At 72.1% G+C, this 11,517-nt stretch carries 10 protein-coding genes and 2 pseudogenes; 11 read left to right on the top strand and 1 reads right to left on the bottom strand.

Going from position 1 to position 11,517, the window contains the following annotated elements:
- Positions 1-34: 34 nt before the first annotated feature.
- A pseudogene (locus ELX43_RS17440) lies at positions 35-499 on the bottom strand (NUDIX hydrolase); the annotation flags it as partial.
- A gap of 189 nt (positions 500-688) precedes the next feature.
- Here ELX43_RS17440 and ELX43_RS17435 point away from each other — a divergent pair.
- The 11 genes and pseudogenes from ELX43_RS17435 to ELX43_RS18250 all read left to right on the top strand — a co-directional run bounded on the left by ELX43_RS17435 (position 689) and on the right by ELX43_RS18250 (position 11,517).
- Positions 689-2,176 carry a CCA tRNA nucleotidyltransferase gene (locus ELX43_RS17435; RefSeq protein ID WP_241249442.1) on the top strand — a complete coding sequence of 496 codons (1,488 nt, stop codon included), beginning with the start codon at positions 689-691 and terminating at the stop codon, positions 2,174-2,176.
- Between the two features lie 105 nt (positions 2,177-2,281).
- Complete coding sequence (locus tag ELX43_RS17430; protein WP_206518058.1) at positions 2,282-3,307, top strand: LLM class flavin-dependent oxidoreductase; 1,026 nt, start codon at positions 2,282-2,284, stop codon at positions 3,305-3,307.
- A 58-nt stretch (positions 3,308-3,365) separates the two neighbouring features.
- A complete protein-coding gene (locus ELX43_RS17425) occupies positions 3,366-3,977 on the top strand; it encodes a pullulanase (protein WP_127784527.1) in 612 nt (203 codons plus the stop codon).
- 302 nt (positions 3,978-4,279) lie between these two features.
- Positions 4,280-5,803: a malate:quinone oxidoreductase gene (locus tag ELX43_RS17420; protein WP_127784526.1), complete on the top strand. Its 1,524-nt coding sequence runs from the start codon at positions 4,280-4,282 to the stop codon at positions 5,801-5,803.
- Between the two features lie 39 nt (positions 5,804-5,842).
- Complete coding sequence (locus ELX43_RS17415) at positions 5,843-6,226, top strand: DUF5313 family protein (RefSeq protein WP_127784525.1); 384 nt, start codon at positions 5,843-5,845, stop codon at positions 6,224-6,226.
- Between the two features lie 47 nt (positions 6,227-6,273).
- Positions 6,274-6,594 (top strand): putative quinol monooxygenase, encoded by a 321-nt coding sequence (locus tag ELX43_RS17410; protein WP_127784524.1) that lies wholly within the window; start codon positions 6,274-6,276, stop codon positions 6,592-6,594.
- Positions 6,595-6,851: 257 nt separating this feature from the next.
- Complete coding sequence (locus ELX43_RS17405) at positions 6,852-7,628, top strand: SDR family NAD(P)-dependent oxidoreductase (RefSeq protein WP_127784523.1); 777 nt, start codon at positions 6,852-6,854, stop codon at positions 7,626-7,628.
- A gap of 27 nt (positions 7,629-7,655) precedes the next feature.
- Complete coding sequence (locus tag ELX43_RS17400) at positions 7,656-8,855, top strand: isochorismate synthase (RefSeq protein ID WP_164860692.1); 1,200 nt, start codon at positions 7,656-7,658, stop codon at positions 8,853-8,855.
- Complete coding sequence (locus tag ELX43_RS17395) at positions 8,852-10,525, top strand: AMP-binding protein (RefSeq protein WP_127784521.1); 1,674 nt, start codon at positions 8,852-8,854, stop codon at positions 10,523-10,525. The genes ELX43_RS17400 and ELX43_RS17395 overlap by 4 nt, the downstream gene beginning before the upstream one ends.
- Before the next feature lie 113 nt (positions 10,526-10,638).
- Positions 10,639-11,250 (top strand): annotated as a pseudogene (locus ELX43_RS18255) (isochorismatase family protein); the annotation flags it as partial.
- Positions 11,233-11,517: a phosphopantetheine-binding protein gene (locus ELX43_RS18250; protein WP_277601733.1), complete on the top strand. Its 285-nt coding sequence runs from the start codon at positions 11,233-11,235 to the stop codon at positions 11,515-11,517. The pseudogene ELX43_RS18255 and the gene ELX43_RS18250, both read left to right, overlap by 18 nt.

Here is an 11,517-nt window from a genome sequence, read left to right as displayed (position 1 = left end):
CGGTACCGCCGGCTCATCGGCCGTTCAAGTCGGAGATCACCGCATCCGCCGTGCGCACCAGCCGCCGCTCGTCGGCGTAGGCCAGGCGGGAGTCCATCTCCGCCAGCGGGACCCAGGCCACCTCGGTCACCTCGAGGTCCTCGTCGGAGAGCTCGCCGCCCAGGAAGCGCAGCAGGAAGTGGTGCACCGTCTTGTGCACCCGGCGGCCGTCGGTGACGAACCAGTAGTCGATGCTGCCCAGCGGGGCGATGACCTCACCGATGATGCCGGTCTCCTCGGCGACCTCGCGCACCGCCGCCTGCTCCGCGGTCTCACCTGCCTCGATGTGCCCCTTGGGCAGGGACCACAGCAGCCGTCCGCGCCGGTCGGTGCGTCCGATCAGTGCCGCCTCCCGCTGCTGCGGTGGACCGTCCAGGCCCGCCACCACCAGGCCGCCGGCGGAGGTCTCGTCCACCGTGCGCATCCGTGGGCCCGGGGCGCGCCGTGCCGAGCCCGAGCGTGGCCCGTTCGTCGGCGGCTGCGGTTTCCTGCGTGCGCGGCCGGAGGAGTGGTCCGCGCCACCGGCAGCGTCGGCAGGAGTGGGCATGCAAGCGATGGTAGTGCGCGGGTGTTCTCCTTCCGCTCAACCGCGTTGCCGTGGCGAGACGCGGCGGTGGCCTCGCCCGCCGCCGCCCTAAGATGGGTTCCCGTGCCTGCAGACGTTGTTGACCCCTCCTCCGAGGACGCCGACCGGCGCACTCGGCTGCTGGCCGGTGCCGCGGTGACCATCGGCGCGCTCTCCGGCGTCGTCAACCCGCTGGCCGAGCGCTTCGCCGACGCGGGCCACGAGCTGTACCTGGTGGGGGGCAGCGTCCGTGACGCGATCCTGGGCCGGCTCAGCTCCGACTTGGACTTCACCACCGACGCCCGGCCGGAGACCGTGCAGGAGCTGCTGCGCGGGTGGGCCGACAACCAGTGGGACACCGGCATCGCCTTCGGCACCGTCAGCGCGGCAAAGGACGGCCAGCAGGTGGAGATCACCACCTACCGCGCCGACGCCTACGACCGCGTCAGCCGCAACCCCGAGGTGATCTACGGCTCCAGCCTGCACGACGACCTGGCGCGGCGAGACTTCACCGTCAACGCGATGGCCGTCCGCGTCGGGGAACACTCCGAGCTGGTCGATCCCTTCAACGGGGTGGACGACCTGCTGGCCGGGGTGCTCGACACCCCGCAGACCCCGCAGGAGTCCTTCGCCGACGACCCCCTGCGGATGCTGCGGGCCGCCCGCTTCGTGGCCCAGCTGGGGTTCGCGCCCGCGGACCGGGTGCGCGCGGCGATGACCGACATGGCCGGGGAGATCACCCGGATCACCGCCGAGCGGGTGCGAGTGGAGCTGGACAAGCTGCTGCTGGGCGAGCACCCCGCGGAGGGGCTGGACCTGCTGGTGGAGACCGGGCTGGCTGACCACGTGCTGCCCGAGCTGCCGGCCATGCGCCTGGAGATCGACGAGCACCACCAGCACAAGGACGTCTACGCCCACTCGCTCACCGTGCTGCAGCAGGCCATCGACCTGGAGCAGGCCGACCCCGACCACGAGAGCCCGGACCTGGTCCTGCGCTGGGCCGCGCTGCTGCACGACATCGGCAAGCCGGCCACCCGCAAGCACGAGGGCGGCGGCGGCGTGAGCTTCCACCACCACGAGGTGGTCGGCGCCAAGATGACCCGCAAGCGGCTGCGGGCGCTGCGGCACTCCAACCAGATGGTCAACGACGTGGCGCAGCTGGTCTTCCTGCACCTGCGCTTCCACGGCTACGGCCGCGGCGAGTGGACCGACTCCGCGGTGCGGCGCTACGTCACCGACGCGGGTCCGCTGCTCACCCGGCTGCACAAGCTGGTGCGTGCCGACTCCACCACCCGCAACAAGCGCCGGGCGGCGATGCTGCAGGCCACCTACGACGACCTGGAGCGGCGGATCGCCCGGATCGCCGAGGAGGAGGACCTGGCGCGGGTGCGTCCGGACCTCGACGGCAACGCGATCATGGAGCTGCTCGGCGTGCCGGCCGGGCCGGTGGTGGGCCGGGCGTGGAGCTTCCTCAAGGAGCTGCGCCTGGAGCGTGGTCCGCTGCCGCGCGAGGAGGCGGAGCAGGCGCTGCTGACCTGGGCCCGGGAACAGGGCGTGCTCGGCTCCGACTAGCCCGCGGCGTCGTCCGCCAGCGGTGCCCGCGCGGTGCTATACAGACCGCAACGGTGCAGTGCCGCACCGTCGTGCGCACCGCCCGGAGCCCTGAGGACGACCGTCATGCTGATGACCCGCCTGGCCATGCGAGCTCCCGCCGGCCTGGACGGGCCTGCTCCTGCCGAGTACTACGCGGCGGCGCTGGACATGGCCGAGTACCTCGACGGCCAGCGCGGCACCCTGGGCATCCAGCTGCCTCAGCACCACGCCAGCCTCGACGGCTACCTCCCCTCCCCGCTGGTGCTGGCGTCCGCCGTCGCCGCCCGCACCCAGCGCATCCCCATCCTGTGCATGGCCCTGCTGCTGCTGCACCACGAGCCGGTCAAGCTGGCCGAGGACATGGCGGTGCTCGACCTGGTCAGCAAGGGGCGGGTGAGCTACGTGCTGGGCCTGGGCTACCGGGCCGAGGAGCGCGCCATGTTCGGCGTGGCTCCCACCGGGCTCGGCGCGCAGATGGAGGAGGCCATCACCATCCTGCGCGCGGCCTGGACCGGCGAGGAGTTCACCCATCCCACCCGGGGACCCGTCCGGGTGCGTCCGCTGCCGCACACCCCGGGCGGGCCGGTGCTCAGCTACGGCGGCCACTCGCCCGCCGCCGCCCGCCGCGCTGCCCGCTTCGGGATGGCGCTGTTCGCCGAGACCGGCGACCCGGAGCTGGAGCGGGTGTACACCGAGGAGGCCGCCCGCTGCGGGGTGACACCCGCCGGGTGCGTGCTGACCGACCCCGCCATGCCCACCGCGGTGTTCGTGGCCGAGGACGTGGAGCGGGGCTGGGCGGAGCTGGGCCCCTACCTGCTGCACGACGCCTCCGCGTACGCGGAGTGGAACGCCCACCGTCCCAACCGCTCCACCATCACCAGCCTCTCCGGCGCAACGAGCGTGGAGGAGCTGCGCCAGGCAGGTGGCGCCTACCGGGTGGTGACGCCGCTGCAGGCCCAGGAGATCATCGCCGGTGGCGTGCCCCTGGTGCTCGACCCGCTCTGCGGGGGCGTGCCGCCGGAGCTGGCCTGGCCCTACCTGCGCAACGCGGTCGCGGCCTCCGGCGCCGCCAGGGCTGCCCGGGCCGCCCGTCGCGCTGCGGGAGTCTGACGGGGCCCGGAGGTCAGCACCCCCGGAACCGGGCAGGTCAGCGCGACGTCGGACCCGGGTGAGGTACTCCTTCGGCACCGGCGCGGGCCCACCCCGGGTGTGGGACTCCACCGCCGACCGCGACCTGGACGGCGACGGGACCGCCGACGCAGTGGCGCTGGACTTCGACGGCGACGGCCGGGTGGATGACGTGCTCTGGGACTCCGACGGCGACGGCGTCGCGGACACCGCCGGGCTGGACCTGGACGACGACGGCCTCGCGGAGCACTTCTACACCGACCCCACCGGGCTGGGCACCTGGAACGGGAAAGGCGCCGGCCCACCGCCACCCGCCGCGCCGGTGCCTGCGGCGGGTGGCCTGCGGTGGGTGGACGGTTCCGGAGCCAGGCGCTGGAGCGCGACCGAGGTGGACCTCGACGGCGACGGCGTGCCGGAGGCTGCGTCGGTGGATCACGACGGGGACGGCCGCGACGACGACCTGGTGGTGGACGCCAGCGGGGACGGCACCGCCGACACGGTGCTGGTGCACGGCCAGGACACCGGCCGACCTGACCGGCTGTTCTCCGACACCGACGGTGACGGCGTGCTCGACACCGAGGTGCTCGACCTCGACGGGGACGGGCTGGCCGACCTCACCCGGCACCTCGGGGACCCCGGATTCGGGTCGTGAGAACGCCGAGGTAGCCTTGCGCGACACCTCGCGGGAGCCGTTGTCGAAACGCGGCGTCGTGGCCTGGGTCACCATTGGTGTGACCGGAGTCATCCCCCTTCGGGGTGACCTGCTGGCACGCCTGCACTAGCCTTTACTTCAGGCAACAGTTGTTCTCCTGGGAGAGCTCTGACCGTTTGCCGCCACGGGCTAGAACGTAAAGCAGGCACGAAGGTGTTGGCGTCGTCACGATCTTTTCGCACGCTGCTGTGCTGCGCGAGGAACAACGCTGAGCATCGCGCCTGGACAACGCGGAGGGCAAGATGCAGAACACCACGGGCACCGAGGCAGACGTAGACCAGGACGTCATTCTCATCGGCGGCGGAATCATGAGCGCCACGCTGGGCGCCATGATCAAGCAGCTGCAGCCGGACTGGTCCATCTCCGTCTACGAGCGGCTGGATGCTGTTGCGCAGGAAAGCTCTGACGCCTGGAACAACGCCGGCACCGGACACTCCGCCCTCTGCGAGCTGAACTACACGCCGCAGAAGCCCGACGGCAGCATCGACATCACCAAGGCGCTCTCGATCAACGAGGAGCTGCAGGTCTCCAAGCAGTTCTGGGCATACCTGGTCGACAGTGGCCTGATCAGCAAGCCCAAGGAGTTCATCAACCCCGTTCCGCACAACAGCTTCGTGCGCGGGGAAAAGTCCGTCGCCTTTCTCCGCAAGCGTTATGAGCTGCTCCATGACCACCCGTTGTTCGAGGGCATGGAGTACACCGAGGATCCGGAGATCATCGCCAAGTGGGCGCCATTGATGATGGTCGACCGCGACCCTTCTGAGCCCATTGCCATGACGCGGGTGGAAACCGGTACCGACGTCAACTTCGGCGCCCTGACCCGCCAGCTCATCAGCTACCTGGAGGAGTCCGGCGCGTCGGTGCAGGTGCGCCACGAGGTGCGCAACCTCAAGCGTCGCCCCCAGGGTGGCTGGAACGTCACGGTCAAGGACCTCAGCACCGGCGAGCGCAAGACCGTCTCGGCCCGCTTCGTGTTCATCGGCTCTGGCGGCGGTGCCCTGCACCTGCTGCAGAAGTCGGGCATCCCCGAGGGCAAGGGCCTGGCCGGGTTCCCGGTCGGCGGCCGCTTCCTGCGCTGCACCAACCCCGAGGTCGTGGCCCAGCACCACGCCAAGGTCTACGGCCAGGAGGAGGTCGGCGCCCCGCCGATGTCCGTCCCGCACCTGGACACCCGCGTGATCGACGGCCAGCGCGACCTGCTGTTCGGCCCCTACGCCGGCTTCTCGCCGAAGTTCCTCAAGAACGGCTCCGTCCTGGACCTGCCGTCCTCGGTGAAGCCCAACAACCTCATCCCGATGCTCTCGGTGGCACTGCACAACCTGAGCCTGGTGATCTACCTGATCGGCCAGCTGCTGCAGACCCCCAAGGCGCGGCTCAAGACCCTGCAGAACTTCGTGCCCACCGCCAAGCTCGAGGACTGGGAGCTGGTCACCGCCGGTCAGCGCGTGCAGGTGATCAAGCCCGGCACCGAGACCCGCGGGGTGCTGCAGTTCGGCACCGAGCTGGTGCACTCCGCCGACGGCACCGTCGCGGCCCTGCTGGGCGCCTCTCCGGGTGCCTCCACCGCGGTGCCGGTGATGATCCGGCTGCTCACGCAGTGCTTCCCGGACAAGATCGACGGCTGGAAGCCGCAGCTGGAGACCATGGTTCCCTCCTACGGCAAGAAGCTGGCCGAGCACCCCGAGCTGCTGAAGACGGTGCACTCCACCACCGCCGCGGAGCTGGAGCTCGACACCGACCGCCAGGCGGAGCAGCTGTCCGCCTGATCGCTCCCGTGCTTGACCTGGTGGGACGATGGAGACGTGATGACTGAGGCGCGCCGTCGACCGACCGTGTGGCAGTGGTTGACGTACATGGTTGGCCGACCGTTGCCGGCCGAGCTGCGGGACTGGGTCCGCCACGACCTGACCGGCCCGCACGCGGCGATCAGGCACGTGCTGCGGTCCGAGCTGGCCTACTCACCGATCTTCGTGGTGTTCCTGCTCTTTCCCGGCCCGTTCTGGGTGCGGGCGCTGATGGTGCTGCTCGCGCTGCTGCTGAGCACCTTCTACACGGTGTCGTACATGGACCAGAACCGTGCGCGCCGGCTGGAGATGAACGGCCTCCCCCCGGACCTGCAGTCAGCGAGGGCGGCGGCGCTGCACCAGTCTGACCGCGAGGCCTACGAAGCCCGGTACGGCCGGCGCTAGGTCCCCCGCGACTGGCGATCGGGGCGCGCGCCGACGACGATGTCCTCATGATCTTCATCGTCGTCAAGTTCACCGTCCGGCCCGAGCACAGCGAGCAGTGGATCAGCACTGTGGACGGCTTCACCCAAGCCACCCGCGCCGAGGCCGGCAACCTGTGGTTCGACTGGTCGCGCAGCGTGGACAACCCCGACCAGTACGTCTTGGTGGAGGCCTTCCGCGACGGTCCGGCCGGCTCCGCCCACGTCAGCTCGCAGCACTTCCAGGACGCGATGACCCTGATGCAGCCGCTGCTGGTGAAGACACCGGAGATCATCAACGTCGAGGTGGACGGCACCAGCTGGTCGGAGATGGGCGAGCTGACCGTCTGAAGGGCGGCTCGATCCGGGCCGCCGCTCTGCTGAGTGACCTCACCTGCCCGCCGCGCGACCACGGCCCAGTGCCGCCGCGCGGCGGGCTCTTCTTTGCGGGCGGGTGACGCTCCGGCAGAAACACCGGTGCGGCGGGGTCCTCAGTGCACTCCCTCGGCGGGAATGGACGCTCACGTCGGTTTAGGTTAGCCTAACCTCTGACTGTTACCCATTCGTTGCCGAGCGCGGCGCCGACCGCACAGGAGCTGGAGCCCAACATGATTGGTCAGGCTCGCGTCGCTGCACCCCGTCCGCTGGCGGTGGTGACGGGCGCGGCGGGCGGCATCGGAAGTGCCGTGGTGCGGGCGCTCGCCGACTCCGGCGCCATTGTCGTGGCCGGCGATCGAGAGCCGCCAGAAATGGCGTCCGAGCTGTCCGGCCGGGTGCATTCCGTCGCTCTCGACGTCACCAGTGCAGAAGATGTGGAGCACCGAGTCGCACTCGTCGAGGACGAGCTGGGACCTATCACAATGCTGGCCAACGTGGCCGGGGTGCTGCACGCCAGCAGCCCGGCCCTGGAGCTCGACGACGACAGCTGGGCGGCCACCTTCGCGGTGAACACCACCGGCGTCATGCACGTCAGTCGCGCCGTCGGGCAACGGATGGCGGGGCGGGGGACCGGCGCGATCGTCACCGTCGGCTCCAACGCCGGCGCAGTGCCCCGGGTGGGGATGGCGGCCTACTGCGCGTCCAAGGCCGCAGCCGCGATGTACACCAAGGTGCTCGGCCTCGAGCTCGCGGCGGCGGGAGTGCGCGCCAACGTGGTCTCCCCCGGGTCCACCGACACCCCGATGCTGCGCCGGATGCTCGACGGCGCCGGCCCCGACGCCCTGGTCGAGGGCACCGTCGCCCAGCACAAGATCGGCATCCCGCTCGGCCGGGTGGCTGATCCCGAGGCTGTCGCCCAGGCCGTCGTCTTCCTGCTCTCCGACGCCGCCTCCCACATCACCATGCACGACCTCCGGGTCGACGGCGGCGCCTCGCTCGCCAGCTGACGACTGCCCTGCACCGAAAGGACCCTCGTGCCCCAGCCCACCACCGCAGCACCCGCGCGGAACCCCGGCTCCGTGGCCGAGCAGCCCCGGACCTGCGCCGACCTGCTCGACACCTACACCGCCGACGACCTGTTCTTCCGCTCCGCCCGCCGCTGCCTGCTGGCCAGGGGACGCCACACCGAGCTGCCCGCCGACACGGCGCGCGCCGCCCTCGGCCGGGTCGCGACGGCTGCGGCCCGCGCGGCCGCCGACCGCGGTGGGGTGGGCACCGTGGTGGGGGCCATCCCGTTCTCCGCCGCCGAGCCCGCCGAGCTGTTCGTGCCCGAGCGCCTGTGGACGGTGGACCCAGCGCTGGACGCGCCCGTCACCGCACCTGCGGTGGACCAGCACTGGCAGGTGCGCCCGGTGCCGGCCGTCGCCGACTACGAGAGCGCAGTGGCCGAGGGGCTGGCGCTCATCGGTGCGGAGACGCTGGACAAGATCGTGCTGGCCCGCGCCCTGGACGTGCGGGGCGACACCCCCATCGACGTGCCCACCCTGTTGCGCGCACTGCTGCGCGGCGACGCCACCGGCTACGCCTATGCCGTGCCCACCCGCGCCGGAACTGCCTTCGTCGGGTGCAGCCCCGAGCTGCTGGTCTCCCGCGCCGGCACCACCGTCACCGCCACCCCGCTGGCCGGGTCCTCGCCGCGCAGCAGCGACCCGGTGGAGGACCGCCGCCGCCGCGAGGCGCTGCTGGTGTCGGCCAAGGACCTGCACGAGCACGCCATCGTCGCCGACGACGTCGCCGCGGTGCTGAGCCCGCTGTGCACCACCACGCTGGTGACGCCCACCCCGGTGGTGGTGGGCACCGCCTCGATGTGGCACCTGGCCAGCCGTATCACCGGCACCCTGGCCGACCCGGCCACCACCGCGCTGGACCTGGCCGTGGCGCTGCACCCCACCCCGGCGGTCTGCGGGCTGCCGCCCGCCCCGGCTGCCACGGCCATCGAGCGCCTCGAGCCCTTCGGCCGCGGCCTGTTCGCTGGTGCAGCGGGCTGGGTGGACGCCGACGGCGACGGCGAGTGGACGGTGGCCATCCGCTGCGCGGAGACCGCGGGCACTGGGATGCGGCTGTACGCCGGCGCCGGGGTGGTCGCCGGCTCGACGCCCGCGGCCGAGGCGGCCGAGACCGGCGCCAAGTTCCAGACCATGCTGACCGCGCTCGGGATCGAGCACTCGCTGTGAGCGGCTACCTGCCCGGCGCCGTGCAACGACCCGCGGCGGAGGTGGCCCGCTGGCAGGCCGCCGGCTACTGGACCGGGCAGACCTTCACCGACCTGCTGCACGAGCAGGTGGACGCCCACGGCGCCCGCGTGGCCCTGGTCGACGGCGAGCGCCGCACCACCTACGCCGAGCTGCAGGAGCGCTCCCAGCGGCTGGCCGCGGGACTGCACCGCCGCGGGATCGGAGCGCAGGACCGGGTGGTGGTGCAGGTGGGCAGCTGCACCGAGTTCTTCGAGGTCTGCTTCGCCCTGTACCGGCTCGGGGCGCTGCCGGTGTTCGCGCTGCCCGCCCACCGCGGCAGCGAGATCAGCTACTTCGTCGCGCACACCGAGGCCCGGGCCTACGTGCTCGGTGAACAGCTGGACGGTGCCGACCTGCGCCCGCTGGCCGCCCAGCTGCTGTCCGAGAGCCCCACCCTGGAGCACGCGCTGGTGGTGGGCGCGCCGGGTGCGCACGGCGACCTTGCCGCGCTGGCCGACTGCTACGCCGACAGCCTGGCCGACGCCGAGGAGGCGCTGGCCGAGGTGGCTGCTCCGTGCTCCACCGACGTGGCGTTCCTGCAGCTCTCCGGCGGCTCCACCGGCCTGCCCAAGCTCATCCCGCGCACCCACGACGAGTACCTCTACACGCTGTGGGAGAGCGCCCGGATCTGCGGGTTGGACGCCCACACCGTCTACCTGGCGGTGCTGCCGGTGGCGCACAACTTCCCGATGAGCTCGCCCGGCTGCTTCGGGGTGTTCTGCGTCGGCGGACGGGTGGTGCTGGCCGACGGTGGGCGCCCGGACGTGGCCTTCGCGCTCATCGAGCGCGAGCGGGTCACCATCACCGCGGTGGTGCCGCCGCTGGCCCTGGTGTGGCTGCAGGCCGTGGACGGCGGTGCCCGCAGCCACGACCTGTCCAGCCTGCAGGTGCTGCAGATCGGCGGCGCCCCGCTGCCGGAGAGCGCCGCCCGCCGGGTGGGGCCCACCCTCGGCGTCACCCTGCAGCAGGTCTTCGGGATGGCCGAGGGCCTGGTCAACTACACCCGCCTGGACGATCTCGAGGAGCTCGTCGTCACCACCCAGGGCCGGCCGATCTCCCCGGACGACGAGCTCCGCATCGTCGACGACCACGACCAGCCGCTTCCGGTGGGCGCCACCGGGCACCTGCTGACCCGCGGGCCCTACACGATCCAGGGCTACTACCGGGCCGAGGAGCACAACCGCCGCTCCTTCACCGCCGACGGCTTCTACCGCACCGGCGACCTGGCCAGCGTCACCGACACCGGCCACGTCCGGGTGGAGGGCCGGGCCAAGGACCAGATCAACCGCGGCGGGGAGAAGGTGGCGCCGGAAGAGGTGGAGAACCACCTGCTGGCCCACCCCGACGTGCACGACGCGGCCCTGGTGGCCATGCCCGACGCCATGCTGGGCGAGCGCACCTGCGCCTTCGTGGTGCCCCGCGCCGAGGTGGAGCCCACCACCCTCACCCGACGAGTGCTGGCGGCCTTCCTCGCCGCCCGCGGGGTGGCCGCCTACAAGGTGCCCGACCGGGTCGTCGCCGTCGCGGCCTTCCCCGCCACCGGGGTGGGCAAGACCAGCAAGCGCGACCTGCGCACCGCCATCGCCGAGCAGCTGCTCCCGCACGCCTGACCGACCTCACCTGACGCCCGAAGGAGCCCCGCATGAGCACCTCGCAGCAGACGAGCACCAGCACCCTCCCCGCCAGCACCCTCCCCACCAGCACGGCCACCCGGCCCAGCGGCCTGCCCACCATCGCCAGCTACGTCCCGCCCACCGCGGCCGACGCCCCCGCCAACAAGGTCAGCTGGCCGGCCGACCCCGCCCGCGCGGTGCTGCTGGTGCACGACATGCAGAACCACTTCGTCGACGTCTTCCCCCGCGGGCAGGAACCGCTGGCCAGCGTGGTCCCGCGCATCCGCCAGCTGCGCGAGGCCGCCACGGCGGCCGGCATCCCGGTGGTGTTCACCTGCCAGCCCGGCGACCAGGACCCCGCCGAGCGCGCCCTGCTCACCGACTTCTGGGGTCCGGGCCTGTCCGCTGCCGGCGGGGCCCCGGACGTGGTGGCCGAGCTGGCCCCGACCAGCGAGGACACCGTGCTCACCAAGTGGCGCTACAGCGCCTTCCAGCGCACCCCGCTGCGGGAGCTGATGCGGGAGTGGGGCCGCGACCAGCTGCTCATCACCGGCGTCTACGCCCACATCGGCTGCCAGGTCACGGCCACCGAGGCGTTCATGGACGACGTGCAGGCGTTCCTGGTCGCCGACGCGGTGGCCGACTTCAGCCGCGACGACCACGCCAGCGCGTTGTCCTACGCCGCCCGCCGCTGCGCCCGCGTCCTGGACACCGACCAGCTGCTCACCGAGCTGGGCGACGGATCCCGCGAGAGCGCCACCGAGACCGACACGGCCGGGCTGGACGCGCTGCGGGACCGGGTGGCCGCGCTGCTCGGCGAGCCCGCGGAGAGCATCGACTACGACGACAACCTGGTGGACCTGGGGCTGGACTCCATCCGCCTGATGAGCCTGGTGGAGTCCACCGTGGCTGCGGGCACCACGGTGAGCTTCGCCGAGCTGTCCGAGACGCCGACCGTGCGGTCCTGGCACGCCGTGCTCCAGCACTGA

The organism is Rhodococcus sp. X156 (genome assembly GCF_004006015.1).
Classification (GTDB): Bacteria; Actinomycetota; Actinomycetes; order Mycobacteriales; family Mycobacteriaceae; genus X156.
Note: the sequence above shows the minus strand (reverse complement) of the source record. Positions and strands in the feature narration are given on the sequence as shown.